This is a genomic window from Neisseria sp. P0017.S009 (genome assembly GCF_051957375.1).
Taxonomy (GTDB): domain Bacteria; phylum Pseudomonadota; class Gammaproteobacteria; order Burkholderiales; family Neisseriaceae; genus Neisseria; species Neisseria perflava.
The window spans coordinates 16768-39716 of the sequence record NZ_JBQCWL010000003.1; the positions used below are offsets into that span (position 1 = coordinate 16768).

The following is a 22949-nucleotide window of genomic DNA, read 5'->3' on the forward strand; positions in this document are numbered from 1 at the left end:
AAAACTTCAGGCCGTCTGAAAACATTGCACGAAAACCAATAACTTTATGACCATACAAGAATTTCCACACCAGCATACCGCCCATTGCGAAAGCGGTGTGATGTCCACCCTGCTCAAATACCATGGCCACAATTTAGACGAAGCCATGATTTTCGGCATTTCCCACGCGCTGACGTTTGTCTGGATGCCGCTGATCAAATTAAACGGCATGCCGCTGGTTTCCTACCGTACCGCGCCGCGCAGCATCATCAAAAACACCTGCAAAGCATTGGGGCTGAAATTATCTGTCCGCAAATTTTCCGACGCACAAAGCGGACAAGCCGCATTGGATGCCGCGCTATCCTCAGGCAAACTGGCCGGTTTGCAAACCTCCGTCTTTTGGCTGCCCTACTTCCCGCCACAAATGCGCTTCCATTTCAACGCACACAATCTTTTAGTGTACGGAAAAGACGGCAACGACTACCTCATCAGCGACCCCGTATTTGAAACCGTGCAACGCTGCGCCGCCGAAGATTTGCAACGGGCGCGCTTTGCCAAAGGCGTATTGGCGGCAAAAGGCATGATGTACACCTTGGAAGACAACAGGCCGTCTGAAAAAATCATAGCAAACTTACCCGCCATTATCCGCAAAGCCATACGCAAAAACGCCAAACATATGCTCGCACCGGTCTTTTTCATCGGCGTCAAAGGCATCCGCACGCTGGCCAAAAAAATCGAATCCCTGCCTGCCAAACAAAATGAGAAATACCAAAAACTGTTTCTCGGCCATTTGGTGCGGATGCAGGAAGAAATCGGCACCGGTGGCGCAGGTTTCCGCTACATCTACGCCTACTTCCTCGAACAAGCCACCCATATCTGCAACGAACCTGCATTTCAGACGGCCTCAGAACAAATGACCGCCATCGGCGACCAGTGGCGGCAGTTTGCAGCGATGTGCGTGAAACAGTGCAAAAAGCCGTCCGAAAACGGCTGCCGCGAAATCGCCGCATTTTTGCGCAAGATTGCGGACGATGAAGAAGCGTTATGGCGGGGATTATTGGAATAATCAGGATTTATTCGATCCCGATTAATCTACCGTGAATTATTTTGACATTCAGGCCGTCTGAAAACTAAAAGAAATTAAAAATGCGTTACCTAGCTACTGTCTTATTTTTGTGTTCCGCCTTAACCCATGCCGCGCCGCAGGACGGTTTTGCCTTGGTTCATGATGGCGACGGACACACCAACTTGCGTAAAATCCCCAATTTACGTTCCAAACCACTGGCGAAAATCCCTAACGGCACACCGTTGGAATGTATAGAAGAACTCAGCGAAAACAAATCGGACTTCTGTTTTGTTCAACTACAACAGGCAAACGCCGACGATTCTGGCTTTATCCATCGCAGCCGTCTGATATTTCTCGCTGCCGATAAAAGCTTCGTCCGTCTGCGCGAACAATCCGGTCATGACGATACGCTGACTTTGTCCGGTAGCAGACAAAAGGTACACATCGTTGCCCGCCGCATCCATCCAAAACTCAGCGACTTCTCGGGCATCAGCAAAGACAACTTCACGGCGCGTCTCTATCAAGGCAAACCGTATTATGGTATCGACTCTATGATTCCCAAAAGCGTGTTCGCGCTTGAACGTATTACATTAAACGATCAAACGGTTCCCGCTGCCGAACTGCAAGGACTGTTCTCTCCCGATTTTGCCGCCACCGCACGTGGCAGCAATGTGTATGAAAAATGGGAAGCCTATTATCGTGACAGCGATAAAACGCTTTATCTGTTCGGCAGACAAGGTTCGGACGGCAATCCTTTCAGCGTTTGCTTTATATTTAAAGACGGCAAATTCCAACGCCGTTATTTATGGGGTGCTGCAATTTAAATATCGCTCGAAAGGCCGTCTGAAACCATGATTCAAATCCAATCCCTCTCCCACCATTATCCCAAAGCTGAAACCGCCGCGCTGGACAATGTGTCGTTCGATATTGCCGACGGCGAATGTTTGGGGCTGCTCGGTCACAACGGTGCAGGGAAAACGACGCTGATGTCGCTTTTGGCCGGCTTGCAGGAAGTGCGGCAGGGCGAAATTTTGTTTGACGGCAAGCCGTTGCGCCTGTTGAGCCGCAGCAAACGGCAGAAAATCGGTTTGGTGCCGCAGGATTTCGCGTTTTATCCGCAGCTTTCGGTGTGGGACAACCTGCTGTTTTTCGCCTCACTTTACAAAGTGCGCGATAAAGGCCGTCTGAACGCGCTGTTGGAGCAGACCGACCTGACCGCCCACAAAAACAAAGCGGCAAAGCATCTTTCGGGCGGGCTTAAACGCCGTCTGAATTTTGCCATCGGCCTGATTAACACGCCGCAGCTGGTGTTCCTTGACGAAATCACAGTCGGCATCGACCCGCAGTCGCGCCGCTTTATCCTCGACAGCGTGGCGGATTTGACGCGGCAGGGGGTAACGGTGGTTTACACCTCGCACTATCTGTCGGAAATTGAGCAGCTTTGCGACAAAATCGCACTGCTGCAACACGGCAAGCTGGTGTACCACGGCGGTTTGGACGAGCTTTTAAGCACGCAAACAGCTGTCGTGCGCTTTACTGTCGAACCGCCGCTGCCGCCTCAAACGCTGGCCGCCTTAGGTGCCAAACAAGTGGACAGCCGCGGTATGATGGAAACCATACACGATGCCGCCGCCGTTTATGCCGCCCTGCAACAAAGCGGCGCACAAATCCGCTACTTCCAGCAGGGACACGGTTCGCTGGAAACGTTTTACCTTGATTTCCTGCGCAAAGACGAGCCAGCAACAGATAAGCAAAATCCACAATGACGATTTCCTCCCTCCTCAAAGAACTCAAACTGCTCTGCCGCGACCTGCACGGTTTGGCCGTGTTGTTTGTGATGCCCATCGCCTTCATGCTGATTATGTCGTTGGCGCTGAGCCGTGACCAAGACCCGCACACCGACAGCCGCATCGCACTGGTTGGCGTAGCAAACGACAGTATCAATACCGCGCTGGCCGCCGCGCTGGAGAAAGAACAAATCCATGTCACACTGATGCCGTCTGAAAAACTAACCGACGCGCAAAACGGCCTACACGACAAACGTTTCCAACTGGTGCTGCACAACCCGAACCACGCCTCCGGCAAAATTGCCGATGACAAAGCCCTGCAAATCTATGTACCGCCCGATACCGAGCCTTCATGGCTGGCGGCGGTCAAAGGCGTTTTGCAACAGCACTACACCGAAACGCGGCTGGACGCTTATTTCGACAACAACGACGGCATCAAAATCAATAATAAAAAACTGCCCCGCTCCATCCGCAAAGACATCCAGAAAAAAGTGGATGGAAAAAACGACGAACAATTCACCGCCGTGCGCAGCTTTTTAGATAAAAAAATGCTGGAAGAGCATTACCTGAGCGCAGGCAGCGGCACAGTGGAAAAACCCAACGCCGTACAGCACAGCGTACCCGCATGGCTGATTTTCGGTATGTTTTTCATCATGATACCGCTATCGAACGTCATGGCGCTGGAACGCCAGACCAACACCATTACCCGCCTGCGCCTCGCCCGCGCCTCCGCATCCGGCCTGATTGCAGCGAAACTCATCCCCTATTTCCTGATTAACCAGCTTCAGTTTGTCGGAATGTTGCTGCTCGGCCGCTACCTGCTGCCCGAAATCGGCGTACCCGCCCTCATACTCAACGGCAGCCTTGTTCCCTACGCGTTGCTGTCCGCTGCCGTCAGTGCCGCCGCACTCGGCTACGCGCTATTAATCAGCGTCTGCGCCAAATCCACCGAACACGCCGTCGTCCTCGGCGGCGGCGGCATCATCCTGATGGCGGCAATCGGCGGCATTATGGTGCCTGCACACGTCATGCCCGAAACCATGCAGCAACTCACTTGGATTTCCCCAATGGCATGGGGCTTGAAGGCTTTTCAGGAATTACTGCTCAACCGCAGCGGACTGGACGGAATCGGCCGTTATCTGCTTCTACTGTCAGCATTCTCTTTTGCCACACTGACTGCTGCCGTATTGGTTTATCGTAGGCAGTTGCAGACGCAGATTAGGTTTTAAACGTTTGTCTGCCCTAGGTAGAAAACTTATTTCTCAAAACCATTCCTATAAAACTTCAGGCCGTCTGAAAGATATTTTCAGACGGCCTGATGCTTGATGTGCTATGGATTGTTTCAATAACAAAATATGTTCAACAAAATCCTAAAATCCAAACGTAAAAAACCTGCTTTTGTCAAAGCAGGTTTTCATATTTGGTGGGTCGTGAGCGATTCGAACGCTCGACCAACGGATTAAAAGTCCGCTGCTCTACCGACTGAGCTAACGACCCGATAAGCTGTGCATTATAGAGACGGGACTCACAGCTGTCAACACTTTTTTTAAACTTTTTTATTCGACGACGATTTTCGGGAAGCGGCTGCTGAAGTCTTTGCCTTTATCGGCAATGGCCAGCGCGATTTGGAATGCAGCTTCGGTGTAGATGTCGGCGATGGTTTGGTTGTTTTCAAACAAGGCCGAAGATGTGCCGCTGTCCATGGCTTCGCGTACAGGCAGGCTCAACGGAAGCTGGCCGAGCAACGGTACGTTCAAACGCTCTGCCAAGTTTTTACCGCCTTCTGCGCCAAAGATTGCTTCGGCATGGCCGCAGTTGGAGCAAATATGGACAGACATGTTTTCCAAAACGCCCAAAATCGGGATATTGACTTTGTTGAACATATCCACGGCTTTGCGTGCATCAATCAGGGCGATGTCTTGCGGCGTGGTCACGACAACGGAGCCGGTTACGGGGATTTTTTGCGACAGGGTCAATTGGATATCGCCGGTACCGGGCGGCAGGTCGATGAAGAGATAATCGACATTGTCCCATTCGCTTTGGAACATAAGTTGTTGCAAGGCTTGGCTGACCATCGGGCCGCGCCAAACGACGGCTTGGTCGGTATCGACCAGAAAACCGATGGACATCACTTGAATGCCGCTTTCAGCTTCAACAGGAATGAGTTTTTTGTTTTGTTGATCGGGTTTGCGGTCTTGTACGCCGAGCATGGTGGGCTGGCTTGGGCCGTACAGGTCGGCATCGAGTACGCCGACGCGCGCGCCCATTCTGGCCATTGCGGTGGCAAGGTTGGCTGTGGTCGTTGATTTGCCGACGCCGCCTTTGCCCGATGCAACGGCGATGATGTTTTTCACGCCTTTGATGGTTGCTACGCCGGGTTGAACTTTATGCGTACCGATTTCGGTATCGATACTCAAGTGAATGTGGGTATCGCCGGTATGCGAAATGACGGCTTCTTGAACGACGTTGGCAATGTCTGCAGCAATATGGGCAACTGGGAACGCGAATTTCAGGCCGATATGCAGGCCGTCTGAATGCTCTTCCAGAAGCGAAACGGCTTTTTCGCTGCCCAAAGTGCGTATTGTGGTGGGAATCAACACGGCATCGAGTGCGGTTCGGATGGCTGGAATATTCATAATCTGCCTCTTGAATGTGGGAAATTGTTTGATGTGCGCGATTTGCCTGCCTGACAAATCTGCTGAATTATACCCTTGAACGCCATGCAAGGGATACGCCCGAAAAACTTCAGGCTGCCTGAATCATCGGGCAGCCTGAAAAAGGGTCAACTGAAACGCGGCCTTATTCGCTCAAGAGCGCAATGTCGGCAACTGCGTTCATTTGTTCTGCCAAGCGGTTCAGCAGGTTCAAACGGTTTTGTTTCACGGCGGCATCTTCGGCCATCACCATCACGCCGTCGAAGAAGGCATCGACTTGCGGTTTGACGGAAGCCAGTTCGGACAAGGCGGTTTGGAAATTGCCTTCGGCAACAGCAGCGGCGATTTTCGGCTGCAAGCCTTGTGCAGCGGCATACAGGGCTTTTTCTTCATCTTGTTGCAGCAGGCTTTCATTGACTTCGCCCAGCGCAGCATCGGCTTTTTTCAGCAGGTTTTGCACGCGTTTGTTGGCGGCAGCGAGCGCGGCGGCTTCGGGCAGTTGTTTAAACGCGGCAACGGCTTGCAGTTTGGCGGTCAAATCGTCCAAACGGCGCGGCTGTTTGGCGAGTACGGCGGCGACGATGTCTTGCGGATAGTCGTTTTGCAGCAACACGGCAAGGCGCGCCTGCATGAAGTCGACGGTTTCAGACGGCGTTTTTTCGTTGAGCAAACCTTTGGGGAAGCTGTCGAAGGTCGTCTGAATCAGCTCGTTCACGTCCAAGCCATACTGCATCAGCATCCGCAAAATACCCAAGGCAGCGCGGCGCAGGGCGTAGGGGTCTTTGTCGCCGGTCGGAATCAGACCGATGCCCCAAATGCCGACCAAGGTTTCCAGTTTGTCGGCCAGCGCAACGGCAGTAGCGACTTTGCCGTTCGGCAGGTTGTCGCCGGCAAAACGCGGTTGGTAGTGCTGCTCGATGGCTTCGGCGATTTCTTCGGTTTCGCCGTCCAAGCGGGCGTAGTATTTGCCCATCGTACCTTGCAGTTCGGGGAACTCGCCGACCATTTCGGTCACCAAGTCGGCTTTTGCCAGACGCGTGGCGCGTTCGGCTGCGGCGGCATCTGCGCCCAGTGCTTTGGCGATGTGGGCGGCAATGCTTTGCAGGCGTTCGATGCGTTCGGCCTGCGAACCGATTTTGTTGTGATAAACCACGTTTGCCAGCTTGGGCAGGCGGCTTTCCAAAGTCGCTTTCTGGTCTTGCTTGTAGAAGAACTCGGCATCAGACAGGCGCGCACGCAAAACGCGTTCGTTGCCTTGGATGATGTGCGACGGGTCTTCGGTTTGCAGGTTGGAGACCAGCAGGAAGCGGTTCATCAGCTTGCCGTTTTGGTCGAGCAGCGGGAAGTATTTTTGGTTTTGCTGCATGGTCAGAATCAGGCATTCCTGCGGCACGGCGAGGAAATGTTCTTCAAAACCGGCTTCCAATACCACAGGCCATTCGACCAATGCAGTCACTTCGTCCAACAAGGCTTCATCGGCGGCAACGGTCGCTTTCAGACGACCTGCCTGTTCGTTCAAGGCTGTCTGAATCGCAGCTTTGCGCTCGGCAAACGAAGCTACGACTTTGCCTTGCTCGCGCATTTGTGCGGCGTAGCTGTCGGCGTTTTCAATGGTGATTTCGCCGTTGGACAGGAAGCGGTGTCCCAAGGTTTGATTGCCGCTTTGCAGGCCCAAAACGCTGACGTTCACGATCTCGCCGCCGTGCAGCACAATCAGCCCGTGGACAGGGCGCACGAAGGTAAATGTGCTGCTGCCCCAACGCATGACTTTAGGAATCGGCAATTTTTTCACTGCGGCATTGATGATGTCTTCCAAAAGCTCGCCCAGCGGTTTGCCGGTTTGGACGTATTCGTAGGCGTACACATCCTGCTTGCCGTCGTTGATGATGGTCAGGTCTTCGATTTTCGCACCCGCACCGCGCGCAAAACCTTCCAAAGCCTTAGTCGGCGCACCGTCTTTCATGGCATTCGCCACTGCCGGGCCTTTTTTCACGATTTTTTGATCAGCTTGAACGGCCTTCACGTTTTTGACTTGAACGGCTAAACGGCGCGGAGAAGCGTAGGCAGTGTATTCGGCTGCGCCGTCAATCAGTTGCGCTTTTTCCAAGCCTTCGGCAACGGAAGCGGCAAAATGGTTGCCCAGATTATTGAGGGCTTTTGGCGGGAGTTCTTCAGTGAGAAGTTCAATTAAAAGGGTTTGGGTTGTCATGTGCTTATCGTTAAATAGGAAATTGGTTGGCGTCTGAATACGGCATCATGCGGTTTTCAGACGCAAGGTTAATTGAATTGACGGCGATTTTATCATTTTCAGACGGCCTGTGGCTGTCTTTCACAAATAATTTGCCCAATTTTCAAGCAACTTCGTCCGCAACGGCTTCAATTCGCAGCGCGGATATACGGCAAACCGCTGGTTTCGTCGTATTCGGGAATGTCGCTTCCGGCAAACAGCGCGCCGGCCAAACGCACAGCCGCACCGGTCACGGCCGGAGAAATCATAAAGCCGTGGCGGAACAGGCCGTTGACTTCAATCAGGCGGCGTTCGCGGTTGAAGCGGATTTCGGGATTGTGGTGGTTTAGCGTTGGGCGCAGGCCGGTGGCCAGCTCCAAGAGGTTTGCTTCGCCAAAGGCCGGATGCACGGCGTACAGCGCGGACAAAAGTTCCAAACCGGAACGCACGCTGGCCGGCGCTTGGCTTTCGCTTTCGATTTGGGTCGCACCAATCACAAAAATATGGTTTTCCTTCGGCGCGATATACAAAGGATAGCGCGGATGCAGCAGACGAACGGGGCGGGAAAGCTCGATTTCAGGGGCGTAAACGCGCGCCACTTCGCCACGAACGCCGCGCAAAACGCTTTCAGACGGCCTGTTCCACGCGCTCTTTGCACCATAACCGCGGCAGTCGATGACCCAATCGTATTGCGCCGCAAAATCTTCGACTTCGCGTTCGCACGACCAATGGCACGCTACATTCATTGACTCCAAAGCATCGGCCAGCGCATTCAATACCTGCCGTCCGTCCAACTGCCCTTCTGTCGGCAGATACAGGCCGTCTGAAAACCTCCCTGCCAGTTGCGGCTCGTTTGCCGCGATTTCATCCGCGTTCCAACGTATGGTTTCATGTTCTGCCACGCCGCCGCGCTTCAAATGACGGGCAAACTCGGCAGAAAGCGGCTTGTCCTGCGTGTGCCAAACAATCAGGCTGCCGTTTTCCTGCATCATCACCGGCGTATTCAGACGGCCGACAATCGCGCGCCAAAGCGCAATACTTTGTTTGCCCAAACGAATGACTTCGGGCGTTGCCTCCACCGCTTCGGCAGACGGCGCTAACATGGCCGCGGCAACATAAGCGGCGGCTTGCGCGCCGTCGCGTTCGCCTTTCTCAAACAACTCGACCGAAATGCCCTGCTCTGCCAGTTGGAACGCCATCAGACGGCCCGACAGACCGCCACCGAGTACCGCAACCTTAGACATCAGTTTCTCCTTGTTTTTAATATATAAATAAGCGGCATATTTTAGAACTTGTTTTGCTGTATCACAATATCAACAGAAAATGAAAACAGTTTTTCAGATTATGCTCAAGCTAAATCAGTAATACGTAAACAAAAATCTTCCCTCTATACCCGGCAGTTAACCGCTTCAAGCTGCCAATCAGTTTTTATAAAAATATCTTCCTTACATAAAACCTACTATAATGCCATCTTTTGACATATTTACATTCACTCAGCATCATTGCACCTACTAATTGTCTTTGATGCACCCATTTGATTTTATAAGGAATAATGATGAAAAGCTTGGGCAGTACTTTATTTATCCTCGGCGTATTGGCATTCGGTTTGAATTATATGAACGCAGTACCCAAAGTTTTGGCTTGGATTTACGAATGGGGCGAAGATACCGCCCTATGGATTAAAGCAGGCATTACAGGTAGTGGCGCTTTACTGTGGTTGGCAGGCAACTTCCTTGAAAAACCTGCAGAGACAGAGGCAGAAGCAGAAGAGGAAGAAGAATAAATGCTATAAAAGGCCTTCTGAAAAGTTTCAGACGGCCTTTTTTATATCTTCGGCAAAACAGTACCTACTTTATGTCTGAAAGTATGCCTTAATAGAATAAATTGCTTGCTTTATTACTCCATGCGTCGAAGTTGACTTTTATGGATATAACCCTGAATCGAAATATGATGACCATACTCGTCTTTTTCTGTGTAAGCTCCCTGATTGCTGTACCACAACCAGTCGCCTTTTCTGAAGGCTGGGGCGATCTGTACACGTGTTCCGTTTGGGAGTGTTTTGATGATTTCGCCTTGCCTGATCGGTTCTTCGGGGTAGCTGTTGTTACGGACGTTTGCCGATCCGTCAGGGCTGGCGACAACATAATTGTGCACAATAAAGCCTTGGCTTTGATGGACGTAGCCTGTACGGATTCCGTCTAATTGAATATGAAACCATTTACCCTGTTTACTGAGTATTTTATGTTTTTTGCTTTCATAATCCAATACGGTCATGATTTTGCTGCGTGTATCAGGAGCAGCACGAACGTTTGCAGAGCCATCGCATTCGGCATAAGGCAAAAAGTAATCAGCGGCTTGGGCTGCTGCCGACGATAGTAAAACCGTTAAAAACAGTGCCATTTTCTTCATGGTTGGTTTTCCTTAGTATGTTTAGAGTGAGTTTGTTGTGGCGGTAAATTGTGTTGCCGTGCAGGCTTTGACGCTGAATACGCCCGCCTGCTTATCCGAATTTCACTTCTACCCCGAATACTTCCCGCCATAGTTTTCGCACGTTGCCGTAGTGGGTCAGCAATTCGTCCGTTACTTCGGTTTTTTTGGCATCTCGCAGTTTGGTGTTGTGTTGCTGCTGGCGGTAGAAGCGGTAGGCGGTGCGGCTTTGTTCGGCGAGAGTTTTGTCGATGAGGCCGCAGTCGGCAGCGATGTTCAATAGGGCGATGTTGCCGTAGTTGTCCAAGAGTTGCGGATACTGGCGGGCATGGGCAAGGATCAGATATTGGACGATAAATTCGACATCGACCACGCCGCCGCGCGCGTATTTGACGTTGCTGTCGGCAGGCGGATGAGTGGGGAACATTTTTTCGCGCATTTCGATGATTTCGCCTGCTAAAACGGTTTGGTCGCGTTCGGCAGTCAGTATTTCGGTGCGGATGCGGTCGAAGGCCGTCTGAACATCAGGCGTACCGCAGATAAAACGGGCGCGGGTAAGGGATTGGTGTTCCCACGTCCATGCGTTTTCGCGCTGGTATTTTTCAAAGGCGGCGATGCTGTGGGCGAGGAAACCTGCGTCGCCGTTGGGGCGCAGGCGCAGGTCGGTTTCGTAGAGGCTGCCTGCGCCGGTAGCAGCGGAAAGCCAGTTGGTCAGGCGGCGGGCAAGACGGCTGTACACGTCGCCTGCATCGGGATGCGGATCGTCGTAAAGATAAACCAAGTCAAGGTCGGAGGAATAGCTGAGTTCTTTACCCCCCAGTTTGCCGTAGCCGATGATGGCAAATTGCGGCGTGTCGCGGTGTTTTTTGGGCATGTCCGCCCACGCGCACGGCACGGCGGCGGCGAGGATGGTGTCGGCAAGTGCGGAGAGCTGGTCGGAAAGTGATTCTACCGTCCACAATCCGGCAAGGTCCTGAACGGCGAGGCGGAAGACTTGGGCGTGTTGGAAATGGCGCAGCGTGTCCATTTGCGCTTCGGTGTCGCCGCCGCAGGCTTTGAGGTCGTTTGAAAGGGCTGCGGCGAGGGCTTGCCAGTCGAACGCGGTATCCAAAAGCTGCGCGCTGATGAGTTCGTCCAGCAGAATCGGATATTTGCTCAGATACGCCGCCACCCATGAGCTTTGGCTCATAATCTGCGCCAGTTGTGCCAGGGTTTGCGGATGCTCGTTGAGAAAGGCGAGATAGGCGGAGCGGCGGCTGATGTTTTCGAGGAAGTCAAACAGCCGCATCAGCGTATTGGTCGGGTTGGTTTGCTCTGCCGCCGCCTGTACCAACAGCGGCACGATGGCGTCAAAACGCGGCTGGGCGTGTGCGGAAAGGTGGCGGTATTTATGGCCGTGCCGGATTTGGTCTAGCCTTGCGGCGATGGTTTCGGCATCGAACCCGTGTTTTTTCAGACGGCCTTGCCGCTCTTCTTCGTCGGGCTTGTCCTGCCATGCCCATTGCCATTCGCTGTTGTCTAGGGTTTGCTCTTCGGGTTCGCTCAAAATTTCGTTGAACAACTGATTGACCTTGTTCCGATGAACGTTGAGGTCGTCTGAAAAGGCGGCGTAGCTGTCGAAACCCATGCTTTCGGCAAGCAGTTGCTGCTGTTCGGGCGAGGAGGGCAGGGTTTGGGTTTGCTGGTTGTCCCAGTATTGCAGGCGGTGTTCGATGTCGCGCAGGAAGCGGTAGGCGGCGAGCAGGGTTTCGACGTTTTCAGACGGCATGATGCCCAGCTCGGCAAGTTTCTTCAGCGTTTCCTGCGTGCCTTTCAGTTGCAGCGCGCGCATTTGTCCGCCGCGTATCATCTGGAAAATTTGGGCGATAAATTCAACTTCGCGGATGCCGCCCGCGCCGAGTTTGATGTTGTCCGCCATGCCTTTTTTGCTGACTTCGCTGCGGATTTGGCGGTGCAGGTTGCGCATCGCTTCATACGCGCTGTAATCCAGATATTTGCGGAACACAAAAGGGCGCACCAGCGATTTGATGTCGTTCGGATGCGGCGTAACCACGCGGCCTTTGCACCACGCATAGCGCTCCCATTCGCGCCCCTGCGTGATCAGATATTGCTCCAGCGCGGTTTCGCTCAACACCAGCGCGCCCGAATCACCGTCCGGCCGCAGCCGCATATCGACGCGGAACACCTGCCCGTCGGCGGTAATGTCGTTCAACAATGCAATCAGTTTCTGCCCGACTTTGGTGAAAAACTCTTGATTGCCGCGTTCGCGCCTGCCGTCGGTATCGCCCGATTCGGGATAGATGAAAATCAAATCGATGTCGGAAGATACATTCAACTCATAGCCGCCTGCCTTGCCCATCGCCACCACGCTCAAATGCTGCGGCGATTTCGTATAACGCCCGATCGGCGTGCCGTACATGTCCCGATAATAGGCGTAGGCAAAGTCCAGCGCGGTATTGACGGCAAAATCGGCAAACAGCGTAATCGTGCGGGTTACTTCGTTCAAATCGCTGATGCGGTTGATATCGCGCACGATAATCTGCGACACCACATAACGGCGCAACTCGCGCAACTGCCGCGCCAATTCTTCCTCGTTTTCTTCCGCGCGGATTTTGTCCCAGTCGGCAAAGGCTTGGAAATCCGCTTCGGTCAACACCTTGTCCAGCATGGGCAGGAAAATTTCGGGCTTGAGTTTGCCTGAATCAAGGTTGCGGGCGAGAAAAAGGGAATAACGGCGGGCAGTATCGAGGCGGTTCATAATCTTTGCCTGAATAAACAGAAAAGACCATCATAGCAAGGTTTCAGGCCGTCTGAAAGCCACGCTTTCCCCTATCCGTGCAATCGGCTAAAATACCAACTTTGCAACCCATCATAAGGAAACCGCCATGACCCGTATGGTTCACTGCGTCAAACTCGGCAAAGAAGCCGAAGGCATGAAATTTCCGCCGCTGCCCAACGAGCTGGGCAAACGCATCTTCGAAAACGTTTCCCAAGAAGCATGGATGGCATGGACCCGCCACCAAACCATGCTCATCAACGAAAACCGCCTAAGCCTTGCCGACCCTCGCGCACGCGAATACCTCGCCCAGCAGATGGAACAATACTTCTTCGGCGACGGCGCAGATGCCGTACAAGGCTACGTTCCGCAAGAGCCTAAATAAACATTAAACGCCGAGGCCGTCTGAAACCCGATTTTCAGACGGCCTTTAAAATTCCCGATTGCCCCGCATATTAGACAAATAGAACAGATAAATCATACAAACCCATGATTTTCTGTTAAAATCCAAATTTCATTCATTTCAATCCACACTGGAGCAAACGCCATGCAAAACGACGTTTACGACTATACCTCGCAAGGCTCGGTTGCCAAAAATACCGTCCTGCAAAAAACCTACCGCCTGCTCGGCCTGTCTTTCATTCCTGCCATTGCCGGCGCGTTCTTTTCCGCCAAAACAGGCTTTAACATTTTTGCCATATTCGGCTCATACTATGTTGCCCTGGCCGCCTTCTTCGGCTTCTTCTACGGCATGACCTTCCTGATCGAGAAAAACCGTTACAGCAACGTCGGCGTCGCCCTGTTGATGATCTTCACTTTCGGCATGGGCCTTGCCATCAGCCCTATGCTGCAATACACCCTGGCGATTAACAACGGCGCGCAAATCGTCGGTACGGCCGCCGCCATGACCGCCGGCGTATTCTTCACCATGTCCGCCATGGCACGCCGCACCACAATGAATATGAACAAACTCGGCAGCTTCCTCGGTGCCGGTGCCATCGTGCTCATGATTGCTGTTGTGGCCAACATCTTCCTCAACATCCCTGCCCTGAGCCTGACCATCGCGGCCGGCTTCGTTGTCTTCAGTTCCCTGATGATTATGTGGCAGGTGCGTGCCGTTATCGACGGCGGCGAAGACAGCCACATCAGCGCAGCGCTGACCATCTTCATCTCCATCTACAACATTTTCAGCAGCCTCTTGAGAATCCTCATCTCTATTAGTGGTGACGACTGATAAAGCCGCAAAGGCCGTCTGAAATTTCAGACGGCCTTTTTGATTTTTGACATCACCGGCAAACTCCCCTATCCTGAACGCCACACAAACCCCATTCCCAACCCAAAATGACCACGACCACTCCGCGCCGTGCCGTGTACGCAGGCAGCTTCGACCCTCCCACCCTCGGCCACCTGTGGATGATACAGGAAGCCCAATCCCTCTTTGACGAACTCATCGTCGCCATCGGTACCAATCCCGAAAAGCGCAGCACCTACACCATAGAAGAACGCCGCGCCATGCTCAATGCCATTACCCACCCCTTCCCAAACGTCCGCATCAGTGTGTTTGAAAACCGCTTTTTGGTCGATTACGCCCGCGAAGCCAAAGCCAATTTTATCGTCCGCGGCATCCGTTCCGCCGCCGACTACGAATACGAACGCTCGATGCGCTACATCAACAGCGACATCGCCCCCGAAATCTCCACCGTCTTCCTGATGCCGCCACGCGAAATTGCCGAAGTGTCCTCCACCATGGTCAAAGGCTTGGTCGGCCCACAAGGCTGGCGCGATATGATAGGCCGCTACCTCCCCGACCCCGTCTATCAAAAAATCCTGCAAGACCACGAAACAAACACATAAAACAAAGGCCGTCCGAACATTTCAGACGGCCTTCCAATTTTCATTGATTATTTACGGGCAGACATCAACACCTGCAGGTTTTGATTCAACGTTTCCATGTCCAACCAACCGGCGGCAATAAACAGTATCAAAATCACCGTACCCACACACAACACGCCGAAACCATACAACAGATAACCTACCAAAACACGGCCTACCGTCGCATTCCCCATCCACATCAAACCGCGTACCTGCACCACAAACACCCAAGCCTGCCACAACAGCGCAAACGCAGCCAACGCCGGCACATACAACACCAGCAACAGCGGCAGCAGCAACGCCTCAGACACCAAAATAAAGCCCCACAAAGGCAGCCGGGGCGCACCGTAATAATGCAGCACCTTGCGCATCGAGCGGCTCAACACCAACCATTTCACAATCACCAAAATTACCGACAGGCACACCGCCGCCGCGCCACTGCCAAACAAAGGCGACATGCTGGCCGCGTTCACCACACCCAACAGCAGCAACACCGCCGCCATCACCAAAGGCGAATACAAATACGTCTCCGGCGAACGATAGCGCAAACGCAAAACATCCCACATATCACGAACAAACACATACAGCATGGCATAAATCCAAAGCAAAAAAGCCGATTGTATCTTAGGCCGTCTGAAAATCAAACCGGCAAACCTAAAAACTGCTAATTGAACCGAAAAATAATTCAATACAAAACAAAATCTTAATTTACCGCCTCAAAAATAAAGCCTACAAACGCTTGCACAAGGCAACGAAATTTGGTTTAATTCACATCTCGCAACGAAACACGCGAAGGCCAGATAGCTCAGTTGGTAGAGCAACGGATTGAAAATCCGTGTGTCGGCGGTTCGATTCCGCCTCTGGCCACCACCAACCGCCTTGAAGCGGTTATTTTTTTGTCTATACGATTTACACGCCATACTTAGCGCAAATCCTGCTCCAGACCATGCGTCCCGATTTCCACACAAGGCCGTCTGAAAATTTTCAGACGGCCGTTGTTCATGTTGGCATGGCATAAAAATCCGCTTTACCGCCCCATTCCGACAGAATACGGCGCTTCCATCCAAACCGGCTGAAACCTTCGCGAACATACTGAATATGAATAAAGTTCAAGGCCGGTCGGTTTACTATATAATACCGTCCAAACCAACCATAACTTACTCATTGCAGGGAAGATAATGAAAAAAGTGCTGATTGTGCATTACTCGCAAACGGGGCAGCTCTCCAGCCTGGCGCGAAATTTTGCCGCGCCGTTGCAAACAGCCGGCATACAGGTCGATTGCGTCAATATCGTCCCGGAGCAGGCATTTCCGTTTCCGTGGCCGTTTTGGCGTTTTTTCGATACCTTTCCGGAAACCGTCCATTTAAAGCCCGCCCCGATTCTGCCGCCGCACATTCCATCTGAAGATTACGATGTGGTGGTCATTGCCTACACCGTTTGGTTCCTCTCTCCTTCGCAACCGATGACCGCCTTTTTGCAACGCGAAGAAACGCGCCGCCTGCTGGACGGCAAACCGGTCATCACGCTTATCGGCTGCCGCAATATGTGGCTGGGCGCGCAGGAAAAAATGAAATCTTTGCTGAAACAAAACGGCGCCAAACTCATCGGCAACATCGTAAAAATCGATGCCTGCAACAGCGCGGCCAGTTTCATTACCACGCCCGCATGGATGCTGACCGGCGACAAACGCTATTTCCGCTCCCTGCCCTCCGCCGGCATTGCTGAAGAAGAATTGGCGGATGCGGCGCGGTTTGGGACGAAATTGCGCGATGCGCTGTTAAACCAACAGCCCTTGGACGAAACCCTGTTTCAAAACATGGGCGCAGTGACGGTTAATGAAAAACTGATTTTCAGCGAACGCGCCGCCGGCCGCAGCTTCTTCGTCTGGGGCAGGCTTTTGATGGCGGCAGGCCGTATTTCTCCGCTTTTGCGCCGTGCCTTGCTGTGCTTTTACATCGTCTTTTTATTGGCGATGATTTTGGTGGTTTTGCCTGTCAGCGTGATTTTGAAAAAGCTGCTGCATCCGCTGCTTAAAGGCCGTCTGAAAAAGCTGGCGGATTATTATGGACAACCGTCAGGCAGATAATACTTTTCAGACGGCCTCAAACCAGGAACCCATCATGCCCGAAGTGATCCACTACCCCGAACGCCGTCGCTTTCAAATCGATATTGACGGTTTGGAAGCAGGCTATATCAGCTATACCGAACACAACGGCGGCTGGGACGTAAACCATACCGAGGTCTCACCCAACTTCCGTCATCGCGGCATTGCCAAACTGCTGGTGGACGCGCTGATGGAATACGCCGAAGCACACCACATCCCGTTGACTGCAAGCTGCGACTACGCGGCGCGGTTTATCGGTTGATTATTTTGACAAACACATCATGACATCGAATAACACACTCAAAGACGTTTATCTCAACCGCGTTTCTGCCTTTTTGCCCAATGCACCCGTCGGCAACGACGAAATGGAAGCCGTCCTCGGCATGGCAGGCGATGTACCTTCACGCGTACGCCGTATGATTTTGCGCTCCAACGGCATTTTGTCGCGCCATTACGCCATCGACCCCGAAAGCCGCCGTACGACGCACACCAATGCCGAGTTGGCCGCCGAAGCGGTCAACGGCCTGTTTGCCCAAGGCGTTGCGGCAGAAGCCATCGGCAGCCTGGCCTGCGCCACTTCCTATCCCGACCAAACCATGCCCGGACACGGCGTGATGGTGCATGGTTTGCTGGATATGCCGCCTTGCGAAGTGTTCAGCATGGCAGGCGTATGCGCGGCAGGTATGGCGGCGATGAAACATGCCTACAACGCCGTGCGCACCGGCGAACACGCACATGCGGTTTCCGTTGCCTCCGAAAATGCCTCGGCGGTCATGCGCGGCGAAGTATTTCAAAGTGAAACCGACCATAAAAAACTGGAAAACGCGTCCCCCGAAATCGGGTTTGAAAAAGACTTTTTACGCTGGATGCTGTCTGACGGCGCAGGCGCGGTGTATCTGTCCGACCGCCCCAATTCAGACGGCCTCAGCCTCAAAATCCATTGGATAGACCTGCTTTCCTACGCCAACGAAATGCCGCCCTGCATGTATGCCGGCGCAGAATTCCGCGACGGCGTATTTGAAGGCTGGAAACACGCCGATGCCGATTACGGCCGCCGCCACAGCCTGATGGCGGTCAAACAGGACGTCAAACTGCTGAACGAAAACATCGTCCGCTATACAGTGGAAAAACCCCTCTCCCAAATCGCCGCCAAACACGGCATCCGCGCCGAAGAAATCGATTGGTTCCTACCCCACTACTCTTCCGGCTTTTTCCGCGACCGCCTTTCAGACGGCCTGAAAAACATCGGCTTCGACATTCCGCAGGAAAAATGGTTTACCAATCTGCACAGCAAGGGCAACACGGGTTCGGCCTCGATTTACATCATCCTTGAAGAATTTATGCGCACCTTCCCCATCGAACACGGCCAAAAAATCCTGTGTTACGTTCCGGAAAGCGGACGCTTTTCAACATGTTTCATGCTTTTGGAAGCAGTAAAGGCCGTCTGAATGAAGATTGACGACATCCCTCAAGACAACAGCGCCAGCTACCACGGCCACCGCAAAGTCATCTACGGCACCCGCGACGGCCACTACGAAGCGGCCACCAGCAACGGTTGGCAGGACGAAGCCTACGCCACCGAAATGGCGGTGTGCGAACTCGATGCCCAAACACAGGCCGCGCGCAAAGCCGTCGAAAAAGGCGAGTATTCTCCGCTGTACTACCATATGTTCCGCTGCCGTTATGATGAAACCGGCTTGGCCATGGCGGCAGGCGTATGGAAATGGCAGCTGCGTCGGCATTTCCGCCCCGAAGTGTTCGCCAAACTACCGGCCAAAACCCTGCAAAAATACGCCGATGCCTGCCAAATCAGCATAGACAACCTCAAACAAACCGATATTTAAAGTCCCTCATGATTACCCTACATTCTCTCGAGCAATCCCGCGCCCTGCGCATTGTTTGGCTGCTTGAAATCCTCGGTACGCCCTACCGCCTGCAAACCTACTGCCGTCATCCTGACACTTTGCTCGCCCCTGACGAACTCAAAGCCATCCATCCCTTGGGCAAATCGCCTTTATTGGATGATGACGGCTTTATCTTGGCGGAAAGCGGCGCGATTACTGACTACCTGATTCAAACCTACGGCAACGGTCGTCTGATGCCCGAACGCGGCAGCCGCGAATACTGGCAATATCAACGCTGGCTGCATTATGCCGAAGGTTCGCTGATGCCGTTATTGCTGCTCGGACTGGTGTTCCGCCGGATTGAAAGCGCGCCCATGCCGTTTTTCGTCAAACCGATTGCCCGCAAAATCAGCAGTAGCGTCAAAAGCAGCTTTATCCATCCGCAAGCCGCCCTGCATCTTGCCCACATCAACAGCGAGTTGGAAAACCGCGAATGGTTGGTCGGCAACAGCCTTAGCGGTGCCGACATCATGATGAGCTATCCGCTGCAAGCCGCGGCCGACCGCTTCGATTTTGCCGACTACCCCAATATCCGTGCCTATTTGCAGCGCATCGAAGCGCATGAAGCCTACCGCCGCGCCGTTGAAAAAGCAGGTTCGCCTTTATTGAAACTCGACAAATAAAACAAGGCCGTCTGAAACGTTTTCAAACGGCCTGAAACCTTGGTTCACTTATCGAATAGCTTTGCGGCAAACGGCGTTTTTACCCAAGCGCCGCCCGAATGCTTTGTTCCCCCTCGCCGTTCCACTATAATGGCAATCCATATCCTTCTAAAAAATAACATCATGCCAACCGACAACCGCCCGACTCTTGCTATCGACACCAGCACATCCTTTTTGTCCATCGCATTGGAACATCAAGGCAAAATCCGCCTGTTTCATGAAAACGTCGGCACCAAGCAATCCGAACAAATCCTGCCGCAAATCGAGCGCCTCTTTAAAGAAGCAGGCATCACGGCCGCCGATTTGGGCTGCATCGTTTATGCACAGGGCCCCGGCGCATTTACCGGCCTGCGTATCGGCGCGGCGGTTGCACAAGGTTTGGCCACGCCGTTTGACACGCCCATGATCGGCATTCCCTGCCTCGATGCCGCCGCTTCGCTGTTGCCACCATCAAGCTGTGTACTGGCAGCCACAGATGCGCGTATGGGCGAAGTGTTCTACGCATGGTTTGATACGCAAAACCACGTCCGCTTGAGCGATTACACGGTTGGCAAAGCCTCCGCCATTGCCGCGCCCGAAGGCCAAACGCCTAGCGGCGGCATCGGTAATGCCTTTGCCCTCGCCGACAAACCGCCTTTTGACGGTCAAGCCGATATGCCGACCGCCGCCGACTATCTTAAACTTGCCCGCAGCGGCCGCTATATTGCTACTGACGCGGCACACGCCGAGTTGCTCTACGTCCGCAACAAAATTGCCCTGACCGCGCAAGAGCAAGCCCAACAAAAGGCCAAACCGTGAACCTGCGCCCAGCCGTACTTGCCGACTGCCCCACCCTTGCCGCCATCGACGCACAAGGCAATCCCTCGTCGTGGACGGCGCAACAGTTTGAGTCGGCGGTTCAACACCATCCCGACAGCGTTTGGCTCAGCCAGACCAACCACCAAATTACCGGCTTTATCGTGTGGCAAACCGTGTTTGACGAATCCGAGCTGCACCTGATTGCCGTTGCGCCAGAATACCGCCGACAAGGCATTGCATCCGCCCTGCTACAACACTGGCAAAACGCAGTGCAACAGCAAGACGCAACCCGATTGCTGCTCGAAGTCCGCGCAAGCAATGAAACCGCGCAACAGCTCTACCGCAAACACGGCTTCCAAACCTGCGGTCGCCGCAAAAACTACTACGCCCTGCCCGACGGTGGCAGCGAAGATGCCGTATTGATGGAGAAATCATGTTAAGCAGCCGCTATCTGCACCTGCACGAAGCCTTGGGCTTGGGCCCGATGTGGCTGAACCGAAACGCCAAAATCATCCATGCCGCGCCTCAAACCGCAACATCAGCCGCACCCGTCCGCCCCAAAACCATTGCTGCCGATACCGCGCAAACCGTGCGCACTTTATCCGCAGGTGCCCATCAGGCACGCACTGCCGCCATCGCTACTGCGCAAGCGGCCAAACCGGCTGTCCGCGCTCCCGAAGCAGCACCCAAAGCCATTGCCGAAACACCGACAAAAACAGAAAAAGCCGCGCATTCAGACAATCTGCCCCGCCTTGACGTAACCATCAGGCCGTCTGAAATCATGGTGGTCAGCATTTGCCCGTCCACCGAAGACAGCCTGCACGGTACACTGTTTAGCGGCGATGTCGGCACGCTTCTCGACAACATCCTCGCCGCCATCGGCCTCAAGCCCGAGCAGGCGCACAAAACCGCATGGGTCAAAACCGCGCCCGTATTCACTGCCCTGCCCGATGCCGAACACATCCGCTCCGAGCTTGCCGAAATGCAAAACGAGCTGACCGCTTCGCAAGCGCGCGCAGTATTGTTCCTCGGCAAAATCTTCGACAGCCCCGACATGATCGGGCTGATGAACGAATTGTGCGCAGAGCGGCCGCATTTCGTCATTCCCCACCCCGCCCGCCTGCTGATGCAGCCGCAACTCAAAGCGCAGGCATGGCAAATCTTAAAGCCATTGAAACAGCTTTTGGCCAAGGCCGTCTGAACATTCTGTTCAACCTGAAATCAGGTTTTTCACCAACAAAAAAGGGCGTGTTCGACACGCCCTAATGTTTTTCAATATTCCGCCGAATGCCAGAAAGGCTGACCCACCGTCGGCGTACTGGCGCGCGCTTTCTCACGCGCCTCCACAGGTTCCGCCTCATAAGCCAGACGGCCCGACTCGACCGCAAGCGCAAAAGCGCGTGCCATATTGACCGGATCGCCACTTCGGGAAACGGCGGTATTCAATAACACGCCGTCAAAACCCCATTCCATCACTTGCGCCGCCTGCGAAGGCAAACCCAACCCCGCATCGATAATCAACGGCGTGTTGGGCAGACGTTCGCGCAGGACTTTCAGCGCATAAGCATGAACCGTGCCCAGTCCCGTGCCAATCGGCGCCGCCCACGGCATCAACGCCTGACAGCCTGCGTCGAGCAGTCGGCGGCAGGCAATCAGGTCTTCGGTGCAATAAGGCAGTACTTTGAAGCCGTCTTTAATCAGGATTTCCGCCGCCTCGACCAGTTGGAACACGTCGGGCTGCAACGTGTCATCATCGCCGATAAGTTCGAGCTTAATCCAATCGGTATCAAACACTTCGCGCGCCATTTGCGCAGTGGTCACAGCTTCCTGTACGCTTTGACAGCCTGCGGTATTGGGCAACACAGGCACACCCATTTCTTCCAACAACGACCAAAAACCCTGCCCGTGCGCTTCGCCGCCGCTGCCGGCGCGGCGCAATGAAACGGTAATCATCGCCGGTTGCGCGATTTGAACAGACTGCTTGAGGATTTCCGGCGTCGGATAAGCAGCCGTACCGAGTAGCAGCCGTGAAGGGAAAGTTTCTCCATATAGGGTAAACATGATGGATTCCTTTGTAATATTATTTTTGGGGCGATAGCCTTCTGAAAAATCGGTTCAGATAGTTTCCAAATAGTTTTCAAGTCCTTCCGCGACCTTAGTCGGAATAAACTCGGTAATTGTGTATTTCGCTACGCCTTCTCGGTGAAATGGGTCTTCTGCAATTAACTTTTCCACCTGTTCCCTGCCTGATGCTTTCATCAGGATAATGCCGCCTGTCCGCGGCTGTTTGCGTCCAGACATCACAAATACACCTGCTTGATAATACCGTTCAAGATACGCAATATGCTCGGACAGGTAGGTTTCAACCGCAGCCAAGTCTTTAATATATTCCAACGATACGATAAACATTTCTTTTCCTTTTCTCAGCATTAAACCAATAGCGCAGCTATACACGCAGTAAAACCGCTTATCCGCCGACTACGGGGCGCACAATGTCCACTTTGTCGTTTTCGTTTAAAACCGTTTCCGCATACGCGCCTTTGGCGACAAACTGGGTATTGACGGCAACGGCAAACGGTTTCTGCGGCGCGGTTTGGGCGATAAGGTCGGCAACGGTTGTGCCGTTTAATGTGATGGCTTCATTGTTTAATATAATCTTCATAATGCTGCTCCTCTTGTCAGACTTCTTATT

Annotated in this window: 25 protein-coding genes and 2 tRNA genes; 17 read left to right on the forward strand and 10 right to left on the reverse strand. The window is 53.3% G+C overall.

The genetic code is table 11. From position 1 onward, the window contains the following. The first annotated feature begins 46 nt into the window (after positions 1-46). From ACTHTG_RS04465 to ACTHTG_RS04480, 4 genes are all read left to right on the forward strand, one after another. Positions 47-1045 (forward strand): BtrH N-terminal domain-containing protein, encoded by a 999-nt coding sequence (locus ACTHTG_RS04465; RefSeq protein WP_070587977.1) that lies wholly within the window; start codon positions 47-49, stop codon positions 1043-1045. 80 nt (positions 1046-1125) lie between these two features. Further along, a complete protein-coding gene (locus tag ACTHTG_RS04470; RefSeq protein WP_070587975.1) occupies positions 1126-1869 on the forward strand; it encodes a hypothetical protein in 744 nt (247 codons plus the stop codon). Positions 1870-1896: 27 nt separating this feature from the next. After that, entirely contained in the window at positions 1897-2811 is a 915-nt protein-coding gene (locus tag ACTHTG_RS04475; RefSeq protein WP_004518940.1) for an ABC transporter ATP-binding protein, read from the forward strand. Further along, positions 2808-4061 (forward strand): ABC transporter permease, encoded by a 1254-nt coding sequence (locus tag ACTHTG_RS04480; RefSeq protein WP_004518941.1) that lies wholly within the window; start codon positions 2808-2810, stop codon positions 4059-4061. The genes ACTHTG_RS04475 and ACTHTG_RS04480 overlap by 4 nt, the downstream gene beginning before the upstream one ends. A 192-nt stretch (positions 4062-4253) precedes the next feature. Here ACTHTG_RS04480 and ACTHTG_RS04485 read toward each other — a convergent pair. The 4 genes from ACTHTG_RS04485 to ACTHTG_RS04500 all read right to left on the reverse strand — a co-directional run bounded on the left by ACTHTG_RS04485 (position 4254) and on the right by ACTHTG_RS04500 (position 8957). Further along, a tRNA-Lys gene (locus ACTHTG_RS04485) sits at positions 4254-4329 on the reverse strand. Between the two features lie 59 nt (positions 4330-4388). Beyond that, positions 4389-5468: an iron-sulfur cluster carrier protein ApbC gene (gene apbC, locus ACTHTG_RS04490; RefSeq protein WP_039861859.1), complete on the reverse strand. Its 1080-nt coding sequence runs from the start codon at positions 5466-5468 to the stop codon at positions 4389-4391. 163 nt (positions 5469-5631) lie between these two features. Further along, the gene (glyS, locus tag ACTHTG_RS04495) at positions 5632-7695 is read right to left on the reverse strand and encodes a glycine--tRNA ligase subunit beta (RefSeq protein ID WP_004518943.1); all 2064 of its coding nucleotides are present in this window, start codon (positions 7693-7695) and stop codon (positions 5632-5634) included. Between the two features lie 167 nt (positions 7696-7862). Next, entirely contained in the window at positions 7863-8957 is a 1095-nt protein-coding gene (locus ACTHTG_RS04500; RefSeq protein WP_004518944.1) for an FAD-dependent oxidoreductase, read from the reverse strand. Between the two features lie 311 nt (positions 8958-9268). Here ACTHTG_RS04500 and ACTHTG_RS04505 point away from each other — a divergent pair, with 311 nt between their 5' ends. Beyond that, on the forward strand, positions 9269-9496 hold the full coding sequence (locus ACTHTG_RS04505; RefSeq protein ID WP_039861861.1) for a hypothetical protein: 228 nt from the start codon (positions 9269-9271) through the stop codon (positions 9494-9496). 113 nt (positions 9497-9609) lie between these two features. Here the strand turns inward: ACTHTG_RS04505 and ACTHTG_RS04510 are convergent, their stop codons facing one another. After that, positions 9610-10122 (reverse strand): SH3 domain-containing protein, encoded by a 513-nt coding sequence (locus ACTHTG_RS04510; protein WP_004518947.1) that lies wholly within the window; start codon positions 10120-10122, stop codon positions 9610-9612. 91 nt (positions 10123-10213) lie between these two features. Beyond that, positions 10214-12898 carry a bifunctional [glutamate--ammonia ligase]-adenylyl-L-tyrosine phosphorylase/[glutamate--ammonia-ligase] adenylyltransferase gene (gene glnE / locus ACTHTG_RS04515; RefSeq protein WP_308538541.1) on the reverse strand — a complete coding sequence of 895 codons (2685 nt, stop codon included), beginning with the start codon at positions 12896-12898 and terminating at the stop codon, positions 10214-10216. 127 nt (positions 12899-13025) lie between these two features. On the opposite strand from glnE, the gene ACTHTG_RS04520 reads away from it, so the two are divergent. From ACTHTG_RS04520 to coaD, 3 genes are all read left to right on the forward strand, one after another. Then, entirely contained in the window at positions 13026-13301 is a 276-nt protein-coding gene (locus ACTHTG_RS04520; protein WP_003682648.1) for an oxidative damage protection protein, read from the forward strand. A gap of 162 nt (positions 13302-13463) precedes the next feature. Continuing rightward, positions 13464-14150: a Bax inhibitor-1 family protein gene (locus tag ACTHTG_RS04525; RefSeq protein ID WP_308538542.1), complete on the forward strand. Its 687-nt coding sequence runs from the start codon at positions 13464-13466 to the stop codon at positions 14148-14150. Positions 14151-14257: 107 nt separating this feature from the next. After that, positions 14258-14770, forward strand: coding sequence for a pantetheine-phosphate adenylyltransferase (gene coaD, locus ACTHTG_RS04530; RefSeq protein ID WP_150536938.1), 513 nt, complete (start codon positions 14258-14260; stop codon positions 14768-14770). Positions 14771-14817: 47 nt separating this feature from the next. Here the strand turns inward: coaD and ACTHTG_RS04535 are convergent, their stop codons facing one another. Further along, complete coding sequence (locus ACTHTG_RS04535; protein WP_308538600.1) at positions 14818-15378, reverse strand: hypothetical protein; 561 nt, start codon at positions 15376-15378, stop codon at positions 14818-14820. Positions 15379-15582: 204 nt separating this feature from the next. On the opposite strand from ACTHTG_RS04535, the gene ACTHTG_RS04540 reads away from it, so the two are divergent. The 9 genes from ACTHTG_RS04540 to ACTHTG_RS04580 all read left to right on the forward strand — a co-directional run bounded on the left by ACTHTG_RS04540 (position 15583) and on the right by ACTHTG_RS04580 (position 21458). Then, positions 15583-15658 (forward strand) — tRNA-Phe (locus tag ACTHTG_RS04540). Positions 15659-15966: 308 nt separating this feature from the next. Further along, the gene (locus ACTHTG_RS04545; protein ID WP_308538543.1) at positions 15967-16875 is read left to right on the forward strand and encodes a dialkylrecorsinol condensing enzyme; all 909 of its coding nucleotides are present in this window, start codon (positions 15967-15969) and stop codon (positions 16873-16875) included. A gap of 34 nt (positions 16876-16909) precedes the next feature. Beyond that, positions 16910-17155, forward strand: a complete 246-nt coding sequence (locus tag ACTHTG_RS04550; RefSeq protein WP_254345353.1) for a GNAT family N-acetyltransferase — start codon at positions 16910-16912, stop codon at positions 17153-17155. Positions 17156-17174: 19 nt separating this feature from the next. Further along, on the forward strand, positions 17175-18341 hold the full coding sequence (locus tag ACTHTG_RS04555; protein WP_285070964.1) for a beta-ketoacyl-ACP synthase III: 1167 nt from the start codon (positions 17175-17177) through the stop codon (positions 18339-18341). Next, the gene (locus ACTHTG_RS04560; protein ID WP_308538544.1) at positions 18342-18737 is read left to right on the forward strand and encodes a hypothetical protein; all 396 of its coding nucleotides are present in this window, start codon (positions 18342-18344) and stop codon (positions 18735-18737) included. It begins immediately after the preceding gene. Between the two features lie 8 nt (positions 18738-18745). Beyond that, on the forward strand, positions 18746-19420 hold the full coding sequence (locus ACTHTG_RS04565) for a glutathione S-transferase family protein (RefSeq protein WP_004518958.1): 675 nt from the start codon (positions 18746-18748) through the stop codon (positions 19418-19420). Between the two features lie 129 nt (positions 19421-19549). Beyond that, a complete protein-coding gene (gene tsaB, locus ACTHTG_RS04570; RefSeq protein WP_440362639.1) occupies positions 19550-20257 on the forward strand; it encodes a tRNA (adenosine(37)-N6)-threonylcarbamoyltransferase complex dimerization subunit type 1 TsaB in 708 nt (235 codons plus the stop codon). Beyond that, positions 20254-20697 (forward strand): ribosomal protein S18-alanine N-acetyltransferase, encoded by a 444-nt coding sequence (rimI, locus tag ACTHTG_RS04575; RefSeq protein WP_004518961.1) that lies wholly within the window; start codon positions 20254-20256, stop codon positions 20695-20697. The genes tsaB and rimI overlap by 4 nt, the downstream gene beginning before the upstream one ends. Further along, entirely contained in the window at positions 20691-21458 is a 768-nt protein-coding gene (locus tag ACTHTG_RS04580; protein WP_004518962.1) for a uracil-DNA glycosylase family protein, read from the forward strand. The genes rimI and ACTHTG_RS04580 overlap by 7 nt, the downstream gene beginning before the upstream one ends. Positions 21459-21529: 71 nt before the next feature. Here ACTHTG_RS04580 and ACTHTG_RS04585 read toward each other — a convergent pair whose 3' ends face one another. Genes ACTHTG_RS04585 through thiS form a run of 3 tightly spaced genes read right to left on the reverse strand, consistent with a single transcriptional unit; the run spans position 21530 to position 22919 of the window. Next, positions 21530-22318 (reverse strand): thiazole synthase, encoded by a 789-nt coding sequence (locus tag ACTHTG_RS04585; protein ID WP_004518963.1) that lies wholly within the window; start codon positions 22316-22318, stop codon positions 21530-21532. A gap of 54 nt (positions 22319-22372) precedes the next feature. Beyond that, complete coding sequence (locus ACTHTG_RS04590; RefSeq protein ID WP_039861865.1) at positions 22373-22666, reverse strand: YciI family protein; 294 nt, start codon at positions 22664-22666, stop codon at positions 22373-22375. Between the two features lie 58 nt (positions 22667-22724). Beyond that, positions 22725-22919: a sulfur carrier protein ThiS gene (gene thiS, locus ACTHTG_RS04595; RefSeq protein ID WP_004518965.1), complete on the reverse strand. Its 195-nt coding sequence runs from the start codon at positions 22917-22919 to the stop codon at positions 22725-22727. Positions 22920-22949: the final 30 nt, after the last annotated feature.

Coding starts and splice junctions, on each gene's coding strand:
- ACTHTG_RS04465 (WP_070587977.1), top strand. CDS start 47: ATGACCATACAAGAATTTCCACACCAGCATACCGCCCATTGCGAAAGC.
- ACTHTG_RS04470 (WP_070587975.1), top strand. CDS start 1,126: ATGCGTTACCTAGCTACTGTCTTATTTTTGTGTTCCGCCTTAACCCAT.
- ACTHTG_RS04475 (WP_004518940.1), top strand. CDS start 1,897: ATGATTCAAATCCAATCCCTCTCCCACCATTATCCCAAAGCTGAAACC.
- ACTHTG_RS04480 (WP_004518941.1), top strand. CDS start 2,808: ATGACGATTTCCTCCCTCCTCAAAGAACTCAAACTGCTCTGCCGCGAC.
- apbC (WP_039861859.1), bottom strand. CDS start 5,468: ATGAATATTCCAGCCATCCGAACCGCACTCGATGCCGTGTTGATTCCC.
- glyS (WP_004518943.1), bottom strand. CDS start 7,695: ATGACAACCCAAACCCTTTTAATTGAACTTCTCACTGAAGAACTCCCG.
- ACTHTG_RS04500 (WP_004518944.1), bottom strand. CDS start 8,957: ATGTCTAAGGTTGCGGTACTCGGTGGCGGTCTGTCGGGCCGTCTGATG.
- ACTHTG_RS04505 (WP_039861861.1), top strand. CDS start 9,269: ATGAAAAGCTTGGGCAGTACTTTATTTATCCTCGGCGTATTGGCATTC.
- ACTHTG_RS04510 (WP_004518947.1), bottom strand. CDS start 10,122: ATGAAGAAAATGGCACTGTTTTTAACGGTTTTACTATCGTCGGCAGCA.
- glnE (WP_308538541.1), bottom strand. CDS start 12,898: ATGAACCGCCTCGATACTGCCCGCCGTTATTCCCTTTTTCTCGCCCGC.
- ACTHTG_RS04520 (WP_003682648.1), top strand. CDS start 13,026: ATGACCCGTATGGTTCACTGCGTCAAACTCGGCAAAGAAGCCGAAGGC.
- ACTHTG_RS04525 (WP_308538542.1), top strand. CDS start 13,464: ATGCAAAACGACGTTTACGACTATACCTCGCAAGGCTCGGTTGCCAAA.
- coaD (WP_150536938.1), top strand. CDS start 14,258: ATGACCACGACCACTCCGCGCCGTGCCGTGTACGCAGGCAGCTTCGAC.
- ACTHTG_RS04535 (WP_308538600.1), bottom strand. CDS start 15,378: ATGCTGTATGTGTTTGTTCGTGATATGTGGGATGTTTTGCGTTTGCGC.
- ACTHTG_RS04545 (WP_308538543.1), top strand. CDS start 15,967: ATGAAAAAAGTGCTGATTGTGCATTACTCGCAAACGGGGCAGCTCTCC.
- ACTHTG_RS04550 (WP_254345353.1), top strand. CDS start 16,910: ATGCCCGAAGTGATCCACTACCCCGAACGCCGTCGCTTTCAAATCGAT.
- ACTHTG_RS04555 (WP_285070964.1), top strand. CDS start 17,175: ATGACATCGAATAACACACTCAAAGACGTTTATCTCAACCGCGTTTCT.
- ACTHTG_RS04560 (WP_308538544.1), top strand. CDS start 18,342: ATGAAGATTGACGACATCCCTCAAGACAACAGCGCCAGCTACCACGGC.
- ACTHTG_RS04565 (WP_004518958.1), top strand. CDS start 18,746: ATGATTACCCTACATTCTCTCGAGCAATCCCGCGCCCTGCGCATTGTT.
- tsaB (WP_440362639.1), top strand. CDS start 19,550: ATGGCAATCCATATCCTTCTAAAAAATAACATCATGCCAACCGACAAC.
- ACTHTG_RS04580 (WP_004518962.1), top strand. CDS start 20,691: ATGTTAAGCAGCCGCTATCTGCACCTGCACGAAGCCTTGGGCTTGGGC.
- ACTHTG_RS04585 (WP_004518963.1), bottom strand. CDS start 22,318: ATGTTTACCCTATATGGAGAAACTTTCCCTTCACGGCTGCTACTCGGT.
- ACTHTG_RS04590 (WP_039861865.1), bottom strand. CDS start 22,666: ATGTTTATCGTATCGTTGGAATATATTAAAGACTTGGCTGCGGTTGAA.
- thiS (WP_004518965.1), bottom strand. CDS start 22,919: ATGAAGATTATATTAAACAATGAAGCCATCACATTAAACGGCACAACC.